Raw genomic sequence first — 21,682 nt, 5'->3', positions numbered from 1 at the left:
ACGCCACATGCGCAACGAGGTTCCTTTAGTTGGGAAGGGCGCGCGCCTCTCGCCACGGGCTTTTCGCCGCACTAGAACGATGGCTATGACCCAATGGCTGTTCCCGCCCCGCCCCGCCCCGTCCTTGCCGATCGTCGGATCGGACCAGCGGTTCCCCGTTCGCCGCATCCTGTGCGTGGGCCAGAACTACGCCGCCCATGCGCGCGAAATGGGGTCGGACCCCGACAAGCAGACGCCCTTCTTCTTCACCAAGCCGGGCGACGCCATCGTCTCTGACGGCGCAAACCCATCCTATCCGTCGGCGACCGCGAACCTGCACTACGAGGCCGAACTGGTCGCCGCGATCGGGCCGGGCGAGGACGGCGGGGTCAACATCGTCGGCTGGGCCGTAGGCTGCGACCTGACCCGTCGCGATCTTCAGGCCGAGGCCAAGAAGGCGGGCCGCCCCTGGGACGCCGCCAAGGGATTCGATCAGTCCGCGCCCTGCGGCCCCGTCACCCTGGGCGACCTGCCGTCGCCCGACGGCGCCATCCGCCTCAGCGTCAATGGCGAAACCAGGCAGGACAGCGTCCTGAACGACATGATCCTGAACCCCGACCGGATCGTCGCGGCCGCCGCCGCCCTGTGGTCGCTGCAACCCGGCGACCTGATCTTCACCGGCACGCCGTCCGGCGTCGGTCCGGTCAAGCCGGGCGACCGCGTCGTTGTCACCATCGATGGCCTGGAGACGCTCAGCTTCGAGGTGCAGTCGTGATCCTGCACGGCTACTGGCGCTCGGGCGCCAGCTACCGCGTTCGCATCGCCCTGAACCTGAAGGGGATCACCTACGACAACGCCGCTCACGACCTGCGCAAGGGCGAACAGAAGACGCCCGACTATGTGGCGCTGAACCCGCAGGGCATGGTCCCCGCGCTTCAAGACGGCGACTTGGTCCTGACCCAGAGCCCGGCCATTCTGGAATGGCTGGAGGAAACCCACCCCGAACCGGCCCTGCTGCCGAAGGGCGCAAACGACCGGGCGACCGTGCGCGCCATGGCCGCGCTGATCGGCTGCGACATTCATCCGCTGAACAATCTGCGCGTGTTGAAGGCCATCCGGTCTGAGTTCAACGCCGATCAGGCCGCCGTGGACGCTTGGGCGGCCCGGTGGATCGCACCGGGCTTCGACGCGCTGGAGGCTTTGGTCGCCCGCCACGGCGCCGGCTGGAGCTTCGGCGACGCCCCGACCCTGGTCGATTGTTATTTGATTCCGCAGATGTATTCGGCACGGCGCTTCAACATGGACCTGTCGCCTTGGCCGCGTCTGCTGGCGGTCGAACAGACCGCCCTGGCCCACCCCGCCTTCGCCTCGGCCCACCCGGACGTGCAGCCTGACGCCGACGCCTGATTTTCGCCTCAGTGCGCATATCAGCGGTGGATAAGTAGGGTTCGCTTAAGGTCTCGCTCAGCGTCCCTTAAGCATTGGCGATCATAGTGTCGGGCGTGTCGTATTCCCCCGCCACACCTTCGGCGTCGTCGCCCATCCATCGCCTGGCCCTCGCCGTGGTGACCGAGCCCGAGCGCGCGCCCGGCGCCTTCATGAGCGCGCCCTCCGGCGCCCGCGAAGAAGCCATGCGTTTTCTGCTGCAAACCGGGGCCGACGCCGGGGTCAAGCTGATCGCCACCCGGCCCGAGGGCGACGGCGAACGCCTGCTGGGTCAGGCCTGGCCCTTCCCCTCGCCTTTCCAGGTCACGGTCCGCACCGTTGCGCTCAGCGAAGGTCTGGACCGGGTCGAGGCCCGCGCTCGTCGCTCGCTGGAACGGATGGGCCTGCCGCGCGGCGATGTTCTGCTGATTTCCAACGCCGCCGATCTGGCCGGCGCCGAAGGCCGCGCCCTGTGGGATCGCGCCCGCAGCCTCAAGGATCGCGGCTTGTTCCGCCGCATCGGTTTCTGCGCCACGATCGAGGATGGTCCCGCGCTTCTGGCCCGCCGTCTGGAAGCCGACGTGGTCCAGGTGCCGTGCAGCCTCTTGGACCAGCGCGCGGCGCAGGACGGCGTTCTGGACGCCATCGCCGACACAGGCGCCTCGGTTCATCTGTCTTCGGTCTTCGCCGGCGGCCTGCTGTTTGCAGGCGGCGACGATCTTCCGGCCGAACTGGCCAGTCATGCCCAGGCCCTGTCGCGCACGCGCCGGCGTCTGGCCGAGCAGCGCTGCGATCCGATGCAGGCGGCGTTGGGTTACGCCCTGGCCCTACCCGGCGTCGACAAGGTCGTGGCCAGCGTCGCCTCCGCCGCCGAACTGCGCGCCATCCTGGCCGCCGCCCACGCCCCCTATCCCAATCTGGACTGGGCGGCCCTGGCGCTCGAGGCGCCGGCGGCCTTCACCGCCGACGCCCGCGCCCGGATCAGTAGCGCAGCCTGATCCCGACATAGCCGGACCGTCCCGGCTCGCCGTATCCGAACACCTGCTGATAGTGTTCGTCGCCCAGGTTCTCGATCCGCGCCGTCAGGGTGACCTTGTCGGTCAGTTCATAGGCCGCGTTCAGATTGGCGGTGACGAAGCCGTCGCGCGCCACCGTCGAGAAGCCGCCCGAATCGTCCTGATCGCCTTCCGCCCGCACCGTCAGCGCGCCGGACAGACGGTCGCCCGTCCAGCCCAGGGTCGCCGAACCGGCGTGTTCCGGCACGCGCAGCAGGCGCGCGCCCGTCGTGCGGTCCGTCGCGTCGGTCCAGGCATAGGCCAGGGTCAGGTCGAACCCGCCGCCCAGCAGGGCGCGGCCTTCCAGCTCGAACCCGTCCGAACGCGTCTTGGCGACGTTGATATAGCGACCGGCCGAATAGGTGATCTGGTCTTCGACGTTCAGGCGATAGAGGGTCGCCCGCCCATCGAACCGACCGTCGGCCGAGGCCCAGCCCAGGGCGATCTCGACGCTGTCGGCCGTTTCCGGCTTCAGCTCGGGATAGGGCCGCGGCGCAAAGCAGAAGTCGCAGACCGCCTGGCTGACCGTCGGCGACTTGAAGCCCGTGCCGTAGGCGCCCGACAGGATGAAGCCGCCGGCCAGATCATAGGCCGCAGAGACCCGCCCCGTCGTCTTCGACCCAAAATCGTCGGTGTCGTCGTAACGCAGTCCGCCGGTCAGGTTCAGCGCGCCGACGTCGTACTGGGCCACGCCGAACACCGAGGAGATCGACAGGTCGCGCGACAGGCCCGACGACAAAGCGGCCGAGGCCTCGTTCCGCTCGACGCCGAACGCATAGTCGATGTCCTGCGCCTGACCGTTCGCCTGCCAGCGATAGGCCTGACGGTCGCCGGTGAAGGTCGAGCCGAAGCCGCCGCTGACCGAGTTGCGGTCCAGATCCGACGCCGAGACGCTGAACTGATGGTTCAGGCCGAACGCTTGGGCGGTCACCCGGCCAAAGCCCGACCACTGCTCGCTTTCCTGGGTGTCGGCGGTGTCGGCCAGCGCATAGTTCGGCGCCGGGAAGCCGTCGATATCGGCCTTGGACTTGTTCCAGCGCACCGATCCATCGACCTTGACCGCATCGGACAGGACATATCGCCCCTTGGCGCCCAGCGTCGTGCTGCGGAAGCCGTCGGCCTCGGTGTTGCCATCCGCCTCGTCTGCCGCTGAAATGCCGTCGGTGTCGAAGCGCGAGGCGTAGGCGCTGAAGGCGTAGGTCTCGTTGGCGACCCCGGCCGAGACGCGGCCGCGCACGGTGTCGAAGCTGCCGGCCTCAGCCTCGGCGCGCAGGCCGTCGATCTCTTGCGTCGTGAACGAAATCACGCCGCCGATGGCGTCGGATCCCCACAGCGACGACTGCGGCCCGCTGAGCACTTCGATCCGCGCGATATCGGCCAGTTCGAAGCTGGAGAAGTCATAGGCTCCGTTCGGCTCGGCCGCATCGTTGACCGGCGCGCCGTCGACCAGGACCAGGGTCTTGCCCGGCGTCGCGCCGCGCATCCGCACCTGGGCCACGCCGCCAAAGGCGCCCGAACGCGTCACCGACAGGCCCGGCACATCGGCCAGGATGTCGGCGGCGAAGATCGCGCCGCGCTGTTCGATGGTCTTGGCGTCGATGACGCGGGCGCCGGGCGTGTCGGCGACGATGGCCGGGATGCGGGTGGCGGTGACGATCACCTCGTCCAGCTGGGTCGCGTCCTCGGCAAAGGCAGGCGCGGCGAAGGTGACCGCAATCGCGGCCGTCGAGAGAAGAATGGAACGCTTCATTGAGCGATACCCCCGTGTTCGGTCCCGCGAATGCGCGCGAGAGACCGTCATGAGCGAACCGACCCGCCAGACCGCTTAGGGGTCTGGACGGCGCAAGGTCGGGTCGCTTCCACGGAGAAACCGCGCTGCTGTCTGGTCCCGGACAGAAGCGAGCGACGTCGGCGGCCAGGTCTCCTGGCTTGCGGGTCGTAAACCGCCGTCCTCGCCTTCCCAGTTTCCCAGTGGCGCCGGGATCGAAACCCCGGACGGACGACGCTCTCGCCGCCTACAGTTGCGGGCACAGCCACGGCGTCACACCGTGTTCCCTTAACCGCCTGACGGGCCTATCGCAGGGCCGACAAGCCTGTGCAAGAGCCGGTCAACGGCCTTGAGCCGCCGGGCGCGATCCGTCACCCTGTGGCCACATGAACGCGCCTGCCAAATTCCCCGAAAATGGGCATCCCCCGGAAATCGCCGCCTCGCTGGAAGGCGCGACGCCGTTCATGGCGCAATATCTGACAGCCAAGGCGGGCCAGCCGGACGCCATCCTGTTCTTCCGCATGGGCGACTTCTACGAGCTGTTCTTCAAGGACGCCGAGGTCGCGGCGGCGGCGCTCGGCATCACCCTAACCAAGCGGGGCAAGCATCAGGGCGAGGACATTCCAATGGCCGGCGTGCCGGTCCATGCGATGGAGGGCTATCTCGCCCGCCTGATCCGCATCGGCCACAAGGTCGCCATCTGCGAACAGCTGGAAGACCCAGCCGAGGCCAAGAAGCGCGGCGGCAAGGCCGTGGTGCATCGCGGCGTGGTCCGGGTCGTCACCCCCGGCACCCTGACCGAAGACAGCCTGCTGGACGCGCGCGGCTCCAATCGTCTGGCGGCGGTCGCGGTGCGTAAAGGTCGGGCGGCCGTCGCCGTGGTCGAACTGTCGTCCGGCGCGGTCGATTCTGTCGCCTGCGCTATCGAGGATCTGGGCGCGGCGCTCGCCGCCTTCCGCCCGTCCGAAGTCCTGGTCACCGACCGGATGTATTCGGACGAGGCGACACGTGACGCCCTGGACGGATCGGGCGGCGTGGTCCAGGCGCTAGCTGGCGCCATCGCCGAACCCCAGGCCGCGCGCGCCCGCGTCGAACGCCTGTACGGCGTCTCGGCGCTGGACGGCTTCGGCGCCTTCGAGGAGGCTGAGGTCTCCGCGCTCGGCCTCATCGCCGCCTATCTGGAGACCACCCAGGCCGGCAAGGTGCCCGCCCTGGCCCCGCCGCGCCGTCTGGGCGAGAGCGGCTTTCTCGCCATCGACCCGGCGACCCGCACCAGTCTGGAGATCGACCGCACCCAGCGCGGCGAGCGCGAGGGGTCGCTTCTGGCATGCATCGACCGCACCGTCACCTCGGGCGGCGCGCGGGCTTTGGCCGAACGGATCGCCCGCCCGCTGCGCGATCCCCTGGCCATCAACGAACAACTCGACGCCGTCGAATGGCTGCTGGAACGGCGCGATCTGAGGCGAGACCTGCGCGACGCGCTGAAGGCCTCCTCCGACATCGCCCGCGCCGTCGGAAGGCTGGCGCTTGGGCGTGGCGGACCGCGCGACCTGGCGGCCGTGCGCATCGGCCTGTCGATCGCCGAGGGTGTCGCCGGCCTGTTCGTGGGTCAGGTCGATCCTCTAACCGGCCAGCCGCGCCGCATCGCCTCGGCGCTTGACCGCCTGACCCTGTCGCCCGACGTCTCACGACTGAAGGCCGACCTGATCGACGGTCTGGTGGACGAGCCGTCACATCTGGCGCGCGACGGCGGCTATGTGCGCCCCGACTATCGTCCCGAACTGGACGCCGCCCGCACCCTGCGCGACGACAGCCGCCGCGTGGTCGCCGACCTGGAAGCCCGCGCCGTCGCCGAGTCCGGCGTGCCCTTCAAGATCAAGCATAACGCCGTCCTGGGCTATTTCCTGGAGACCAGCGCCAAGGCCGCCGAGGGCCTGCTGCGCGCCGGTCCCGACAGCCCCTTCATCCACCGCCAGACCCTGGCCAGCCAGGTCCGGTTCACCACCGTCGAACTGTCGGAACTGGACGCCAAGATCAGCCAGGCCGGTCACCGCGCCCTGGCCATCGAGGGCGAAACCTTCGAGGGCTGGCGACGCGAGGCCGCCCGCCTGGCCCAGCCGCTTCAGGCCGTCGCCGAGGCCTTGGCCGAACTGGACGCCCATGCGGCTCTCGCCGAATGGGCCCAGGAGGTCGGCGCGACCCGGCCCGTGGTGGACGACACCTTGGCCTTCTGCGTCGAGGCCGGCCGCCACCCCGTCGTGGAGGCGGCGGTCAAGGCGGGCGGCGATCCCTACACCCCCAACAACGCCCGGCTGGACGGGTCGGGCCAGGACGGATCGCGCCTGGCCATCGTCACCGGCCCGAACATGGCGGGTAAATCGACCTTCCTGCGCCAGAACGCGCTTCTGGTCATCCTCGCCCAGGCGGGCGCCTTTGTGCCCGCGCGGTCGATGCGGCTGGGCGTGGTGGACCGGCTATTCAGCCGCGTCGGCGCCGGCGACGATCTGGCGCGCGGCCGCTCCACCTTCATGATGGAGATGGTTGAGACCGCCGCCATCCTGACCCAGGCCACGCCGAAAAGCTTCGTCGTTCTGGACGAGATCGGGCGCGGCACCGCCACCTACGACGGCCTGGCCATCGCCTGGGCCACGGCCGAGGCCCTGCACGAGACCAACCGCGCCCGCACCCTGTTCGCCACCCACTATCACGAGCTGGCCCAGCTTGAGACGCGGCTGGATCACGTCTGCAACCTGTCCATGGTCGCGCGCGAATGGAACGGCGAACTGGTCTTCCTGCACGAAGCGGCGCCCGGCGCGGCCGACCGCTCCTATGGCGTCCAGGTCGCGAAACTGGCCGGCGTCCCCGCCTGCGTCGTCGCCCGCGCCCGCTCGGTGCTGAACCGGCTGGAAGGCGAAAAGGCCGCCGCCGCCCGCCTGGACGACCTGCCCCTGTTCGCCGTCGCCGAGCCGGAACCGATGCGCGGCCCCTCTCCCGTGGAACTGGCGCTTCGCGACGTGGACCCCGACGACCTTACCCCGCGCGAGGCGCTGGAGGCGCTTTATCGGCTGAAGGGTCTGGCCTGATGTGACGAAGGCCCGGACGTCGCCGTCCGGGCCTTGCTTTGAGTGTCTATCCGTTTCGGATCAGGCCTGCATCATCCAGCCTTCGACATCCATGGCCGCCTGGCGCACGGCTTCCGAACGGGTCGGGTGGGCATGGCAGGTGCGGGCGATGTCTTCCGACGCGCCGCCGAAGCTCATGGTGATGGCGGCCTCGTGGATCATCTCGCCGGCCTGCGGGCCCATGATGTGGACGCCCAGCACCTTGTCGGTGGCGGCGTCGGCCAGGATCTTGGCGAAACCGTCGGTCTCGTGATTGATCTTGGCGCGGCTGTTGGCGGTGAAGGGGAATTTGCCCTTCTTGTAGGCGACGCCCGAGGCCTTCAGCTGGTCTTCGGTCTGACCGACCCAGGCCACTTCGGGGAAGGTGTAGACGACGCTGGGCACCAGGGCATAGTCGACGTGGCCATACTTGCCGGCGATGGTGTCGATCACGGCGACCGCATCTTCTTCCGCCTTGTGGGCCAGCATCGGACCGTGGGTCACGTCGCCGATCACCCAGACGCCATCCGCCACCTTGAAGTGGTCATGGTCGATGAAGCCGCGCTTGTCCGGCGTGACGCCGACGCTCTCCAGGCCCAGACCGTCCGTGTACGGACGACGGCCGATGGCGACCAGCACCACGTCGCCCTTGATCGTCTCGGCGGCGCCGCCGGCGGACGGCTCGACAGTCAGTTCCACCCCGTCCTTGCCCGACTTGGCGCCGGTGACTTTGGCGCCCAGTTTGAAGCTCATGCCCTGTTTGGTCAGGGTGCGCTGGAAGGCGGTGGCGACCTCGGTGTCCATGCCGGGCGTGATCCGGTCCAGGAACTCTACCACGGTGACCTCGGCGCCCAGACGACGCCAGACGGAACCCAGCTCCAGGCCGATGATGCCGGCGCCGACGACGATCAGCTTCTTGGGCACGGCCGGCAGCGACAGGGCGCCGGTGGAATCGATCACCTTGCCGTCTTCGAAGGCGACGCCCGGCAGCGGGGTCGGCTCGGAGCCGGTGGCGATGACGATGTTCTTGGCGTCCAGCGTCTGGACCGAGCCGTCGGCGGCGATCACCTCGACCTTGCCCTTTCCGACGATCTTGCCCTTGCCCTTGATCCAGTCGGCCTTGTTCTTCTTGAACAGGAACTCGATCCCCTTGGTCAGGGCGGTGACGCTGTCGTCCTTGGCCTTGTGCATCTGGTCTAGGTGCAGCTTGGGCTGGACCTCGATGCCGATCTTGGCGAATTCGGTATTGGCGGCGTTCCACAGTTCCGAGGCATGCAGCAGAGCCTTGGATGGCATGCAGCCCACGTTCAGGCAGGTGCCACCCAGCGTCGAACGCATTTCCACGCAGGCGACCTTCAGGCCCAGCTGGCCCGCCCGGATCGCGGCGTTATAGCCGCCAGGGCCTCCGCCGATAATGACGACGTCGTAGGCGGCGGTGGCTTCGGCCATGGTATCCTCTGGTCTTCTGGCGCGCGGGGAAAGGCGCGCGGACACTAGCGCCGACCCCGCACGGGTCAACCGCTGGACCCCATATGGGGCCGCGTTTCGAGCAATTGCAGAGGCGGAAACCATGAAAAAGGGCCGGACGTCGCCGCCCGGCCCCTTCGATCATGTCTGAACCGCGCGCTCAGAGCTTGAAGCGCACGCCCAGGAAGACGTTGTAGCCGAACTTCTCGTACTCGTAGGTCCGCTCTTTGACGCCGTAGTAGCGGACGCCCGCGCTGTCGGTCAGGTTCTTGGCCTCGCCGAACACTTCCACGCCGTTGTCGAAGTCGTAGCTGGCGGTGAAGTCCAGCTGGCCGCGACCCTCGACATAGAGGTCTTTGCCGGGGTTGGTCGCGTCGATCGCCTCCAGGAAGTCGCTGCGGTGCGTGTAGGAGACGCGCGCGCTGAAGCCGTACCGTTCGTAGAACAGGGCGGCGTTATAGGTCTCGTCCGACTGACCCGGCAGCACGAAAGTGTCGCGACCGGCGAAGGCGCGGCTGGTTTTGATCTCCGCATCCGTCAGCGTGTAGTTGGCGAAGACGCCGAAGCCCGAAGCCCAGCCCGGCAGGAAGTCGAACGTCTGCTGCCAGTTGAACTCGATGCCGGCGATATGGCCGTCAGGGGCGTTGCGGGCCTCGGTGACCTGGGCGACCGTGGTGGTCGGGGTGACATAGGGCACGCCGTCCGTCACCAGAGTGAAGCGGTAGTTCGACAGGTCCTTGTAGAAGGCGTTGGCCGAAATCACGCCCAGCGGACGCAGATAGTATTCCAGTCCCGCATCGATGTTGTTCGACAGGGTCGGCTTCAGATCGGGATTGCCGCGCGTGACCGTCGTGCGGCCGCTGTCGGTGGTTTCCAGAACGCGCGGAACGATGTCGGTATAGTCCGGGCGCGAAATGGCGCGGGTCAGGGCGAAACGACCGACCAGCTGATCGCTGAAGCTGTGGCGCAGCGTCAGGTTCGGGAAGAAATCGGTTTGGTCGCGCTCAACCTTGACCGGAGTCTGCCCGCCGGACAGGGCCACGCTGGTCGCCGACCCTTCGAAGTCGGTCTTCTCGACACGCAGGCCGATCAGCACATTGGTCGCGCCGATATCGAACCGAGCCTGGCCGTAACCCGCCAGAATATCTTCCTGCGCAGTATAGTCGGCGGTGATCGACTGCGGAATGCGGCGAACGCCGGCGGCCGGGTCGGGATTGGTCGAGCCGGCCCGGACGCGATCGAAATAGTCGGTTACCAAGCCCGCATCGAACTTGAAGCCCAGATTGTAGTCGTAGTTCTGCGACGGACGATCGCTCAGCAGCGGGGCCAGCGTGCCAGAGCTGGCGGCCGCGCTCCGGTCGCGGAACCGCTCTTCATCGGCCGTGACGTCGCGGGTGCTATATTTGGCGCCGAACTTCAGCTCGACTTCGCGGCCGCCGATGACGGTGGGCAGCGACAGATTGGTCGTGAACGCCACATCGTCTTGCTCGGTCGTGTTCGAGCGGAAGGTGTTTTCGCGGAAGCTGTAGTTGTTGGCGTTCAGATAGAAGCCGGTCGGCTCGCTGAAGGCCGAATAGGTCGGATGATAGTGGTCCGTCGTATTGTAGGACAGGGTCGTCGCGCTGGAGCGATAGACCAGCTCGTCGCGGTGCGGATAGGTCTGTTTGCTGTTGGCGAACGACAGGGCGCCGTCCCAGACCGCCCCATTGCCGAACGTCTGCTCGCCGCCCAGCACCAGGGTGGAGATGTCGTTCTCCTGGGTGCGGTGACGCAGCTGCTTGTAGATGCGGGCGTTGGTGAAGGTCGCGCTTGTGTCGGTCGAACCCGGCTGCAGCGTTCCGTCGCTATAGGTGAAGTTCAGCGTGTTGCGGAACTCGTCGTCGCGGAACTGGGCGTAGGAGCCCTTGACCCACAAACGGATGGCGTCGCTGGGCCGCCATTCAAGCGCGCCGGTCACGGCCTTGCGGGTCCGTTCGGTCTCGTAGTCCTTGAACAGGGTGTTCTCTAGACCCCAGATCTGGCCGCCGCCCTGCGCGGCGTTGCGGTTGATCAGAACCCAGCCGTTTTCGACGTTGTCCGGCCGGCGGTTGGTTTCGGAATAGCTGACCGACACCAGGGCGCCGAAGGTCTGATCCGGGCCGAAGACGTTGGACGCCGTGGCGCCCGCGCGTGTGTCCGAACCGCCGTAATCGTTGTAGCTGCCGCCGGCGTAGCCGCTGAGCGCCAGACGGCGTTTGTCGAAGGGCGAGCGGGTCTTGATGTCCACAGCCCCGGCGATGGAATCGGCGTCCTGGGCGGGCGTCAGGGTCTTGGACACCTCGACGCTGGAGACGATGTCTGACGGCAGGGTGTCCAGATCGACCGCGCGGGTCGTCGGCGACACGGCCGGGATGGCGACCCCGTCCACCGACACGGCGGTGAAGGCGGCCGGCGCGCCCCGCACATTGATGTAGCGGCCTTCGCCCTGGTCGCGCTGGATGGCGATGCCCTGAACGCGTTGCAGGGATTCGGCGACGTTTGGGTCAGGGTAGCGGCCGATGGCGTCGGCCGACAGGACGTTGACCGTGCCGTCGGCGTTCTTCTGCTGGTTCAGCGAGCGGGCCACGCCGTCGGTGATGACGCCGGTCACGATCACATCGGCCACGTCCGTCGCCGATTGGGCGCCCAGGACGATGGCGACATTGGCGTCTTCGCCCGGCGTGGTCACGACCGTCTGGCTGGTCGAGGGCAGGCCCAGATAGTTGACCTCCAGCACCATGGAGCCGCTGGCGGTCGGCAGGGTGAACTCGCCCTGGGTATTGGTCACGGCCCGCTGGCTAGTGCCGCGCACCAGAACCTCGGCGCCCGGCAGGGGCGCGCCGGCGGCGTTAGTCACCCGGCCGTAGATCACGTCGCCGGCGACCGCAGCTGACGCCGAGGCCACGGCGTCGACATCGGCATGGGCGGGCATGGCCAGCGGCGCCAGGATCATCGGCGCGATCGCGGCGCCCATCAGCAGGTTCAGTTTCATGTCAGGTCCCCTTCGGCGAGCAACGTTTCGCTTCAGCCGATGGAGGGGCCGCTTAACCTTTGGGGGCGACGCGACCGCGACGATTCCACGACGCCCAGTTCGCGGTTTTCCGATGGAACGGCGACGCTTGATCCCTTGACGGAACATCAGTCATCGAACCGACGCCGAACCGTCACGCCCGCGCCGTTGACCCACACGCGGCTTGGCCACAGGGACGCGTCCAGATCGTCCGGAGACCGACATGCGCCCTTCCCTCGCCCGCTCGCTGACCGCCTGCGCCGCCCTGGCCCTGCTCGCCGCCTGCGCCACGCACGAGGTTGATTATCAGGGCGAGGGCGCGGGCTTCGTCGGTCCGGGCGCCCCGGTTATGGCCGTGCTGGAAACCCCGTCGGTCGGCACGGCGGGTCAGGACGCCGCCGACGACCCCGCCGTCTGGGCCAGCGCTTCGCCGGTCACGATCATGGGCCAATCCACGCCCGGCTTCGTCGCCGGCACGGACAAGAAATCCGGCCTCTACATCTACGGCTTCGACGGCAATATCCTGCAGTTCCTGCCCGAGGGCCTGCTGAACAATGTCGATGTGGTCGAGGGCCTGTCGGTCGGCGGCCGTCCGCAGGTGGTGCTGGGCGCCAGCGACCGCACGCCGGGCAAGACCGGTATCTCCCTCTACACCTTCGACCCGGCCGGGACCGGCCAGAATGGCGTGCGCTACTGGGGCGCGGTCGCCACCGACGTGGTCGAACCCTACGGCTTCTGCTTTGCGCGGCGCGGCGCCGAGGTTCACGCCATCCTGGTCGGGCACGATGGCGAGCTTCGCCAGTTCATCCTGGGCGTGGACGCCGCCGGCCAGCCCACGGCGCGCCTGGTCCGCACCGCCGAGATCGGAACCATCTCCGAAGGCTGCGCCGCCGACGAAGCGACCGACGCCCTCTATATCAATGAGGAGAATGTCGGCCTGTGGCGCTATGGCCTGAACCCGGCGTCCGGCGCGGCCCGCACCCTGATCCAGCCCATCGCCAAGGACATCCTGGTCGCCGACGCGGAAGGCCTGACCACGATCACCGACCCCTCGGGCCGCTATCTGATCGCCTCCAGCCAAGGCGATTCCACCTTCCCCGTCTGGCGCATCGACGGCCCGGCGCCGGAGTACAAGGGCCGGTTCAAGATCGTGGACGGCGCGGTCGACGGCGTCACCGGCACCGACGGCCTGGCGGCCGCCAGCGGTCAAGTCGGCCCCTTCCCCGACGGCCTTGTCGTTATCCAGGACGACGTCAACGACGTGGGAACCCAGAACTTCAAATACGTCGACTGGCGCGACATCCGACGGGCGCTGGGGCTGTAGCGGCCCCTCGGCGGCGGTCGCCCTCGATCACGTCTCTTTCATCAAGATCCTACGGCATTCAGCGCCGTGCGGGTGCAGTCGGCCATGTCCCTGACGATGTGTCGGCCGATGCAGAACATGTCTTCGTAGCTGGGCTTGGCGGCGGCCAGACACTGGAACAGGTTCAGCTTGGACATCTGCAGGCAGAAGGTGGCGTTTGGATCCTGCAGGACACCGTCACTTCCGTCATCTTTCACGCTTTCGCCCAGCAGCGCCCGCGCGGCGACGGACAGGGATCGGGCCACCGCCGGTTTATAGGGAGCCGCCAGAGGCGACGTCGGGATCCGAGAGGGTTCGGCGTGGGCAGCCTTCAGCAGCGTCTCGCTCTCGACGTCCGACGCCAGCTGCATTGCGGCGGACGCGGCCTTCGCACGCTCCAGCCGCCCCTGTCGGTCCGCGACGGGCTGGCCCGCCCATCGACGGCGCGGATCGCTACGCGCCTGGATCGTATAGGCATCCGCCTCCACCCGATCCGCTGCGGCCTCGATGGCTGCGGCGCCCTCCTCCATGACCTCGGCGATCAGCCCGGCCGCCACCTCTGCGCCAGGCAAGGTCACGGCATAGGCGGGGTCGGCCGTCAGACGATCCAGAATTTCGCGTCGCTGCGCTGGATCGGCGGCATAGGCCCGCACCCCCGCAACGAAGTCCGGCGACTGCATCGCCAGCACCGCTCCATAGGCCACCAGACCCCGCGCCAACTGCTCGGCGTTGGAGGTCGCGCCGCGCTGCAACGCCGCCTGCACCGCCTCCGCATCGACGAAGCCGCCCTCGAATGTGGCGACATCCCGCATGAAGACCAGATAGACCGACGCCGTCTGCGCCACACTGTCGTCCAGCTGAATCGAAGGTGGCGGAGGCGGGGGCGGCGCAGGCGGTTCGACCGGTTTGGCGCACCCCGCAATAAGCACGATCAGGCTCGCGGCCGCCGCAACCCGCGCCCAATGCAGATCCCTCCGCTTCACAGCATCGCCAGGATGAACACGCCACAGGCGGCCAGCACGGCGACGTTCACGGCGGTCATGGCGGCGACGAAGATCTGGTGGGCGCTGAACTTCATTGGACCTCAAAAGCGGTTTCGGTTTGGGGCCGCTTCGCACGGGGCCGTGGGGCCTGGGTGTGGACTTGATGGAGAAATCGTGGAGACACCCCATCTGGTCTGGATCGCCGTCCATCGCTGGGCGATGTCGTGGAGACACAATGAGCGCCCTGGTCATCATCGCCGAAGACGAACCCGAGATCGCCGCCGTGCTCGACGCCTATCTCGTGCGCGAGGGGTTTCGCACCGTCCGCGCCCTGGATGGCCAGATCGCTCTGGACCTGCACGCCGCCCTTCGGCCCGATCTGATGCTGCTGGACGTGCGCATGCCGCGCGTCGATGGCTGGGGCGTGCTCGGTGAACTGAGGCGCCGAGGCGAGACGCCCGTCATCATGCTCACTGCGCTGGATCAGGACATCGACAAGCTTCAGGCGTTGCGCATCGGCGCGGACGACTATGTCGTCAAACCGTTCAATCCGGTCGAGGTCGTGGCGCGCGCCCACGCCATACTGCGACGCAGCGGCGGATCGGGCCAAGGCGGCGTGATCCGCCTGGGTCCGCTCGAGATCGATCTGGAGGCGCACATCGTCCAGTGGTGCGGGCTGGACAAGCCGCAGCGCCTGCCCCTGACCCTGACCGAGTTCCGCATGCTGGCCCACATGGCGCGCTATCCGATGCGGGTTTTTTCCCGCGCCGAGTTGGCCGACGCCTGCTTGAAAGGCGACGAGGTGCTCGATCGCACGGTAGATAGCCACCTCAGCAAGCTGCGGCTCAAGTTACGAAACGCAGGCGCCGACGGCGTTCTCGTCGGCGTTCGTGGCGTGGGTTATCGCCTCGAGGTCCTGGCGTGAGGGCCGCCCGCGCGCTCGGCCGTCGCATCGCCGTGCGTACGGCTCTGGTCATCCTGGGGGTGCTTGGACTTAGCGCCGCCGGCGCATTCGCCCTGTACGGCTGGGTCTTCGAAAATTATCCCGATGCGGTGGCCTCGCCCCAGGCCTGGCGACCGCAGTCAGTGGATTATGTCGCTCTGGCGTCAGCCGCCGTCGTGGCCCTGATCGGCGCGACCGTGGCCGGGCTGCAGTTGGCCCGCCGCCTTGTCATGCCTCTCGCCTCATTGTCCGGCGCCGCGCGTGCGATCGCCGATGGCGACCTGTCCGCGCGCGCCCTGGCTGGCGATCGGTCTTTTTCGGAGACCGCCGACCTGGTGGACGACTTCAACCTGATGGCTGCGCGGCTGGAGACGCTCGCCGCCGACATGACGACGTGGAACGCCTCGATCGCGCACGAACTGCGAACGCCCGTCACGATCGTCAAAGGCCGTCTGCAAGCGGCCGCCGACGGCGTCCTGCCGCTGGACCGCGAGATGATCCTGACCTTGCTCAAGCCGGTCGACGCCCTGGGCCGCCTGATCGAGGATTTGCGCGTCGTCAGTCTGGCCGATAGCGGTCGTTTGCAACTGCGCCTGACGCCCCAGGACCTGGGTCAGCGATTGGACGATGTCCGCGCCCTGGTCGGCACGGAAGCTGAGGCGGAGGGCTATCCGATCACCTGGACGACGCCGGCCACTGTGGTTGTTTGCGACGGCGACCGCATTCAGCAGGCTGTCCTGGCTCTGCTCGACAACGTGCGTCGCCACGCCGATCCCGGCCCTGTCTCGGTCAGCTTGATCACCGATGAACGCTTCGCCGTCATCGCCGTGGAGGACAGCGGCCCAGGCCTGCCCGACGCCATGACCCGATCCGTTTTCACCGCCTTCAAACACGGGTCAGGCGAGAACGGCGGGACCGGCCTGGGCTTGGCCGCGGTCCGCGCAATCGCCGAGGCCCACGGCGGATCGGCGCGTTACTTGACCGGCGCTCGCCTGGGATCCAGGATCGAGATCTGGATCCCCGCCGTTTCGTAGATTCGTTTTGAAAGCAGCCGCCTGGCAATGGACCGCTCAAAAATCGAAGTGGTTCCATATCCGGGGATGACGACGCCCTACTGATCCTCGTCGAATTTCCGCGCGACCAGGTCGGTCAGAGCTTCCATGGCCTCTTCGGCGTCAGGGCCTTCGGCGGAGACGTCGATGCTGCAGCCGATGCCGGCGCCCAGCATCAGCAGGCCCATGATCGAGCGGGCGTCCACCGTCACGCCGTCGCGGGTGACGTGGATCTCGCTTTCGAAGCTGGAGGCCAGTTTGACGAACTTGGCCGAGGCGCGGGCGTGCAGACCGCGCGTATTGCAGATGTTCAGGGTCGCGGTGACGGTCATTTTTCGCCTGCGAGCACCCAGGACGCCACAGAGATGTATTTGCGCCCCGCGTCCTGCGCATGGGCCACGCAGGATTCCAGCGTCTCGCGCCCCCGCACGCTGGCCAGTTTGATCAGCATGGGCAGGTTCAGCCCGGCGATGACCTCGGCGCGCGTCTGTTCCATCACCGAGATGGCCAGGTTCGACGGCGTGCCGCCGAACATGTCGGTCAGCAGGATGACCCCTTCGCCGTCGTCCACGGCCGCGGCCGCGTCCACGATGTCGCGACGCCGACGCTCCATGTCGTCGTCAGGCCCGATGCAGATGGCCGCGACGCCGCGCTGCGGGCCGACCACATGCTCCATGGCGGAGAGAAACTCGGACGCCAACCCGCCGTGGGTGACGATCACCAGACCGATCATGAGGACTTCACTCGCATCCCGCCCCGAACCGTCCCAGGCATTCCCCCGCCCGGCAAGGGAGGCCGGACGCCGCCCTCTATGGACCGCAAGGGGCGTGTCATAGACCCGTCTTTCGGGGTTTCAAAGCGTCTCCAACGCCGCTGCGACCACATCGACTGCCGAGGCCGGTCGGGGATCGAGCGCCAGCAGGGGCAGATCGACCCCCGCGAAAGCCTGTGTCTGCGGCTCCGGAAGCCGTTCGACCCCTTCCGCCATACAGGCGACGGCCAGCGCCACGCGACAGACCGGCCGTGTTCTGGCGGCCACGATTCCGAGGCCGCGCACCTCGATCCGACCGGCGATGGAGGCCGGTGCCGACGCATGAACGGCCCCGTCCGAGGCCCAGACCTGGGTGTAGTCGTCGCTGACCAGTCGCCAGCCGCGCGCGATCAGCCGCAGCGCCAGATCGCTCTTACCCGCGCCCGACGGGCCCAAGATCATCACCCCCTGCCAGGCCCCACGTCGGCGCACGGCGACGGTGGTGGCGTGGACTGGCTGGCCCGGGGTCACGACCAGCGGCCGACCGCCGGGAAGACGATCTCGAACCGCGCCCCGCCTTCGGACTTGTTTTCGGCGTGGACGCGGCCGCCGTGCGCCTCGACGATCTGACGCACGATGGACAGCCCAAGGCCCGAGTTGGAGCCGAACACCGCCCCCTTGGGCCGCGAGGTGTAGAACCGCTCGAACACCGTCTCCAGATTCTCGGCCGGAATGCCTGGCCCCTGGTCCTCGACCCGCACGCGGATCGGCAGATCGTCCCCGATGTCCTCCAGCGTCACCCGCACCACGCCGCCTGAGGGGCTGAACGAGCGGGCGTTGTCGATCAGGTTGCGGAACACCTGCCCCAGCGGCCCATCGCGCCCCATGACGCGCAGGGCCTGTTCGGGCGCCGTGAGCACGACCGGAATGTCGCCCGGCTTGGCCGTCGTTTCATAGATGCCGACGATATCGACCAGCAGACGGTTCAGATCGACCGGCCGCGGTCGATCCCGCGACAGCTCCGCATCCAGCCGCGAGGCGTTGGAGATGTCGGTGATCAGCCGGTCCAGCCGACGCACGTCCTGCTGCAACAGCGCCGTCAGCTTCTCGCGGTGCGCATCGGTCTTGACCAGCGGCAGGGTCTCCAGCGCCGAACGGATCGAGGTCAGGGGGTTCTTGATCTCGTGCGACACATCGGCCGCGAACCGTTCGATGGCGTCCATCCGCGTCGACAGGGTGTCGGTCATGGATTCCAAGGATCGCGCCAGATCGCCGATCTCGTCCTTGCGATCCTCAAGATCCGGCAGGGAGATGGCGCGCGCGCGCTGAAGTTTCACCTGATCCGCCGCCGCCGACAGCCGCATGATCGGCCGCGCCACGAACAGATGCAGGAGCAGCGAGCCCAGCAGATTGACCCCCAACGCCACCAGGGCGAACGGGAACAGCGCCTGCCGTTGAGCGCCCAGGATTTCATCCACGTCCCCGGATTCGACGGTCAGCACGCCCAGCACCTGACGCACATGGCGCACCGGAATGGAGACGGAGACGACGCGGTCGCCGGATTCGTTGCGACGCAGGGTCGATTGGGGCGAGCCGTCCAGCGCCGCCGCCACCTCCGCCGCCAGTTCGCTGTCGGCGCGCGCGACCCGGCGCTCGGACAGCAGATTGGCCTTGGCGGCGTCCTCGGTCGCCGTCCCCGCCGGCTGCGCGTCGGGCAGTGGCCGCCCGCCGATGGCCTCGGTCACCTGATAGCTGTCGACCAGCAACAGGCCGTTCACATCATACAGTCGCACCCGCTGGCCCGCCGGGATGAATCGGTCGGTCAGCCAGATCGACGCGCGGATGGGGTCCAGTTCAGGCGTCGGTTCGCCTCGCGTCACGCCTTCTTCGCGCAACACATTGGCCAGCAGCTCGGCCTGGACCGTCAGCGATTCCTGACGCGCCTCGATCAGGCCCGGACGCCATTCATTGATCGCCAACGCCCCGCCGAACAGGATCAGCAGGCTGAGCAGATTGAGCACCAGGATGAAGCCGCCCAGCCGCGATCCGCCGAAGCGGAACAACGGCCGGCGCTGGGGCTCCTCGTCGGGCTCGCGCCCGCCCGGTTCAGCTCTCGCGGTAGCGGTAGCCGACGCCATACAGGGTCTCGATCGCGTCGAACTCATTGTCCACGGCGCGGAACTTCTTGCGCATCCGCTTCACGTGGCTGTCGATGGTGCGGTCGTCGACATAGACCTGATCGTCGTAGGCGGCGTCCATCAGGTTGTCGCGGCTCTTCACGAAGCCGGGACGCTGGGCCAGGGCCTGCAGCAGCAGGAACTCGGTCACCGTCAGCTTGACGGGCTTGCCGTCCCAGGTCGACTCGTGGCGCGCCGGGTCCATCGACAGCTTGCCGCGCTTGATCGCCCGGCCCGAGACTTCGGCCGCCGTTTCCGGCTCGCCGCCGTCAGCGCCCGTGCGACGCAGCAGCGCCTTGACCCGCTCGATCAGCAGACGCTGGCTGAAGGGTTTGTGGATATAGTCGTCGGCGCCCAGGTTGAAGCCCAGGATCTCGTCGATCTCCTCGTCCTTGGACGTCAGCATGATCACCGGAATCTGCGAGGTCTGGCGCAGACGACGCAGCACCTCCATCCCGTCCATGCGCGGCATCTTCACGTCCAGGATCGCCAGATCGGGCGGCGAGGATTCCAGCGCGGCCAGACCCGAGGCCCCGTCGTGATAGGCGGTGATCTTGTGGCCATGGCTTTCCAGCGCCAGCGAAACGGACGCCACGATGTTCTCGTCGTCATCGACCAGAGTGATGTTGGCCAAGGGTGTCTTCTCCTGAACTTTACGTTCCCGCGAGCAAGAACGCACAGCAAGCGTAACCGTTCGATCTCGGTCACATTAGGGCTAGAGCGTTTCGGGCCGAATGAAAATCGCCTGCAACCCGAAAGCGGTTCGGTGACATCCAGATGGTCACGGCGCCGCCTCATTTCAACGCACGCACCGCCTTCCTCCGGCGCGGCAGAAACATTCCGCCTTCGAAAACCTCGCCTTAAAGGCTTGGGATGCAGGATCGCCCCATGGCGGGTCCGATCCATTACGAAGTCTATGTCCGCAAGAGCGCCCCGTCGTCGTGGACGCTGCTGATCGCGACCGAAGATCGCAAACACGCCATCGAGACCGCCGAGGAGCAGCTTCGGGATCGTCTCGCCATCGCCTCGCGCGTGACCAAGGAGACGCTGGACCCAGAGACCATGGAGTTCAGCTCCCTGACCATCCTGACGCTGGGCGCGCCGGAGGAGCGAAAAAAGAAGGTCGCCGACAAGGCGGTCCCGCCGGCCTGCAGCAGTCCGGCCGAACTCTATTCGCCCCACGCCCGCGCCTTGATCGGCCGGGTGCTGGAGGACTGGCTGAAACGCGAGGGCGTGACCGCCTTCGAACTGCTGCATCGCCCCGATGTCGCCGAACGGCTCGAGGCGGCCGGGGTCGAGCTTCAGCACGCCATCCAGAAGGTCGCGGTCCCCGAAAGCCAGGCCACGGGGCAGGAGGTGCACGGCGTGGTGCGCCACTATCAAAAGCTGACCGAACAGGCGATGGCCCGGCTGCGCAAGGCCGGACGCGACGGCCTGTTCCCCACGCTGGACGACCGTTCCGTCGCCGATCTGGCGCATCGGCTGACCGGCGCGCCGGATCGGGCGCTGCGCATGGGCGGGGTGGTCGCCGGCGCGCTGAAGGATCGGCGCGGCGCCCGCGATCGCCTGACCGTACTGATGGATCTGATGGACGCCGCGCCCGCTGACGGCCCGCCGCGCGCCCTGGTCGTGGTGGTGGTCGAGCAGATCGTCGCCGAAATGCTGGCCGTGCGCACGAACCTGACCGAGATTTTGGGGCCGTCGCTGGACCAGGGCGCCAATCTGGCGGCCATCGTGCGCATGGTCGCGCCTGACGAGATGGACGCCCTGTTGCGGATGGACCCGCGCCTCGCCCTGATGATGCCGCAGGTCGAGGGACCGGCCGCGCGCCTGGGCCTGCATCTGGCCTCGGGTGAGTTTCCGCTGCTGGCCGCGTCCTTGGCTCGCCTTGTCACCCGCGAACTGACCAGCCAGCGCCGCCTTCGCCCCCATGATCCGGTCGGAGAGATCGACATCCTGCGTCTGCTGGCCATGGCCCTGACGGCTTCGGCCGGCCGTCTGCTGACGCTGGAAGAGGTTCAGACCGCCTTCGTCGAACGCTCCAAGAGCCTGGTGACGGCCGATTTCGTCGGCGCCTACGTCAACCCCTGCCCGACGGTCCTGGCCGAGGCCGAGCAGCTGACCCGCCTGTGCGAGAACGTGACCGGCGGGGCCAACAAGCGCGCCGCCGCGCGGTGGCTCAGCGCCTGTATCGGCTCGCTGCGTTTCGAAACCGAGATCCGCCAGTCCGTCCCCGGCGGCCCCAGCGCCTCGCACAAGCTGGCCACGCTGGCCCGGCTTCAACGCTCGGTTCAGGCCGCGCATCTGGCCGACCACGACCAGACCCAGATCATGGACGCCATCGGCGCGGTCGGCGCCAATCTGGAGGCCGACGCCCATCTGGTCGCCCAGATCGTCCGCGCCCAGGCGGCTGCGCCTCAGAAGCTGACAGCCCTGCTGAAACTGGCTACCGGGGAAGCCGGTCCGCTGGGCCCCGTGGCCGACCGCGCCCGCGCCGAGGCCATCAAGCTGCTGCGCTCGCCCGACGTCCGCACCGCTCTGACCGCCGCCCCGCAAAACGTCGCGGCGTTGAGAGGTCTGATGCAGCAGGCGGGTCTGGCGGCCTAGCCGA

General features: G+C 67.9%; 17 protein-coding genes and 1 riboswitch. Of the genes, 8 read left to right on the top strand and 9 right to left on the bottom strand.

The features are described 5' to 3' along the window. Positions 1 to 85: 85 nt before the first annotated feature. The 3 genes from QRN13_RS01135 to QRN13_RS01125 all read left to right on the top strand — a co-directional run bounded on the left by QRN13_RS01135 (position 86) and on the right by QRN13_RS01125 (position 2,402). Positions 86 to 754 (top strand): fumarylacetoacetate hydrolase family protein, encoded by a 669-nt coding sequence (locus QRN13_RS01135; protein ID WP_284876507.1) that lies wholly within the window; start codon positions 86 to 88, stop codon positions 752 to 754. After that, a complete protein-coding gene (gene maiA / locus QRN13_RS01130; protein WP_284876506.1) occupies positions 751 to 1,386 on the top strand; it encodes a maleylacetoacetate isomerase in 636 nt (211 codons plus the stop codon). Before QRN13_RS01135 ends, maiA begins: the two co-directional genes overlap by 4 nt. A gap of 95 nt (positions 1,387 to 1,481) precedes the next feature. After that, entirely contained in the window at positions 1,482 to 2,402 is a 921-nt protein-coding gene (locus QRN13_RS01125) for an aldo/keto reductase (protein ID WP_284876505.1), read from the top strand. Here QRN13_RS01125 and QRN13_RS01120 read toward each other — a convergent pair. Beyond that, a complete protein-coding gene (locus QRN13_RS01120; RefSeq protein ID WP_284876504.1) occupies positions 2,386 to 4,209 on the bottom strand; it encodes a TonB-dependent receptor plug domain-containing protein in 1,824 nt (607 codons plus the stop codon). The genes QRN13_RS01125 and QRN13_RS01120 overlap by 17 nt on opposite strands. Positions 4,210 to 4,355: 146 nt before the next feature. Next, positions 4,356 to 4,563, bottom strand: a riboswitch (cobalamin riboswitch). A 128-nt stretch (positions 4,564 to 4,691) separates the two neighbouring features. On the opposite strand from QRN13_RS01120, the gene mutS reads away from it, so the two are divergent. Further along, positions 4,692 to 7,310 carry a DNA mismatch repair protein MutS gene (gene mutS / locus QRN13_RS01115; protein WP_502868565.1) on the top strand — a complete coding sequence of 873 codons (2,619 nt, stop codon included), beginning with the start codon at positions 4,692 to 4,694 and terminating at the stop codon, positions 7,308 to 7,310. A 60-nt stretch (positions 7,311 to 7,370) separates the two neighbouring features. Here the strand turns inward: mutS and lpdA are convergent, their stop codons facing one another. Together lpdA and QRN13_RS01105 are read right to left on the bottom strand one after the other, a co-directional pair. Then, a complete protein-coding gene (lpdA, locus tag QRN13_RS01110; RefSeq protein ID WP_284876502.1) occupies positions 7,371 to 8,777 on the bottom strand; it encodes a dihydrolipoyl dehydrogenase in 1,407 nt (468 codons plus the stop codon). Positions 8,778 to 8,955: 178 nt separating this feature from the next. Further along, positions 8,956 to 11,805, bottom strand: coding sequence for a TonB-dependent receptor (locus QRN13_RS01105; protein WP_284876500.1), 2,850 nt, complete (start codon positions 11,803 to 11,805; stop codon positions 8,956 to 8,958). Positions 11,806 to 12,046: 241 nt separating this feature from the next. Between QRN13_RS01105 and QRN13_RS01100 the strand changes: the two genes are divergently transcribed. Continuing rightward, positions 12,047 to 13,147: a phytase gene (locus QRN13_RS01100; protein WP_284876499.1), complete on the top strand. Its 1,101-nt coding sequence runs from the start codon at positions 12,047 to 12,049 to the stop codon at positions 13,145 to 13,147. A 41-nt stretch (positions 13,148 to 13,188) separates the two neighbouring features. On the opposite strand, the gene QRN13_RS01095 is transcribed toward QRN13_RS01100, so the two are convergent. Further along, complete coding sequence (locus tag QRN13_RS01095; protein WP_284876498.1) at positions 13,189 to 14,010, bottom strand: hypothetical protein; 822 nt, start codon at positions 14,008 to 14,010, stop codon at positions 13,189 to 13,191. Between the two features lie 373 nt (positions 14,011 to 14,383). Here QRN13_RS01095 and QRN13_RS01090 point away from each other — a divergent pair, with 373 nt between their 5' ends. Next, positions 14,384 to 15,073 (top strand): response regulator, encoded by a 690-nt coding sequence (locus QRN13_RS01090; RefSeq protein ID WP_055807581.1) that lies wholly within the window; start codon positions 14,384 to 14,386, stop codon positions 15,071 to 15,073. Further along, on the top strand, positions 15,070 to 16,125 hold the full coding sequence (locus QRN13_RS01085) for an ATP-binding protein (RefSeq protein WP_055807576.1): 1,056 nt from the start codon (positions 15,070 to 15,072) through the stop codon (positions 16,123 to 16,125). The genes QRN13_RS01090 and QRN13_RS01085 overlap by 4 nt, the downstream gene beginning before the upstream one ends. 77 nt (positions 16,126 to 16,202) lie before the next feature. Here the strand turns inward: QRN13_RS01085 and QRN13_RS01080 are convergent, their stop codons facing one another. From QRN13_RS01080 to chvI, 5 genes are all read right to left on the bottom strand, one after another. Then, positions 16,203 to 16,475, bottom strand: coding sequence for an HPr family phosphocarrier protein (locus QRN13_RS01080; RefSeq protein ID WP_017506134.1), 273 nt, complete (start codon positions 16,473 to 16,475; stop codon positions 16,203 to 16,205). Continuing rightward, positions 16,472 to 16,876 carry a PTS sugar transporter subunit IIA gene (locus QRN13_RS01075; RefSeq protein WP_017506133.1) on the bottom strand — a complete coding sequence of 135 codons (405 nt, stop codon included), beginning with the start codon at positions 16,874 to 16,876 and terminating at the stop codon, positions 16,472 to 16,474. Before QRN13_RS01075 ends, QRN13_RS01080 begins: the two co-directional genes overlap by 4 nt. Before the next feature lie 120 nt (positions 16,877 to 16,996). Further along, positions 16,997 to 17,425 carry an HPr kinase/phosphorylase gene (locus tag QRN13_RS01070; protein WP_284876497.1) on the bottom strand — a complete coding sequence of 143 codons (429 nt, stop codon included), beginning with the start codon at positions 17,423 to 17,425 and terminating at the stop codon, positions 16,997 to 16,999. Then, positions 17,422 to 19,032, bottom strand: coding sequence for a two-component sensor histidine kinase ChvG (gene chvG, locus QRN13_RS01065; RefSeq protein ID WP_284876496.1), 1,611 nt, complete (start codon positions 19,030 to 19,032; stop codon positions 17,422 to 17,424). The genes QRN13_RS01070 and chvG overlap by 4 nt, the downstream gene beginning before the upstream one ends. After that, positions 19,001 to 19,705: a two-component response regulator ChvI gene (chvI, locus tag QRN13_RS01060; protein ID WP_045810684.1), complete on the bottom strand. Its 705-nt coding sequence runs from the start codon at positions 19,703 to 19,705 to the stop codon at positions 19,001 to 19,003. Before chvI ends, chvG begins: the two co-directional genes overlap by 32 nt. Before the next feature lie 254 nt (positions 19,706 to 19,959). Between chvI and QRN13_RS01055 the strand changes: the two genes are divergently transcribed. Continuing rightward, complete coding sequence (locus QRN13_RS01055; protein ID WP_284876495.1) at positions 19,960 to 21,678, top strand: hypothetical protein; 1,719 nt, start codon at positions 19,960 to 19,962, stop codon at positions 21,676 to 21,678. Positions 21,679 to 21,682: the final 4 nt, after the last annotated feature.

Origin of the sequence: Brevundimonas sp. MEB006b (genome assembly GCF_030209705.1) — a bacterium.
In the GTDB taxonomy this organism is placed as follows: domain Bacteria; phylum Pseudomonadota; class Alphaproteobacteria; order Caulobacterales; family Caulobacteraceae; genus Brevundimonas.
The sequence above is the reverse complement of the archived record's forward strand: the minus strand, read 5'-3'. Positions and strand labels throughout refer to the sequence as shown.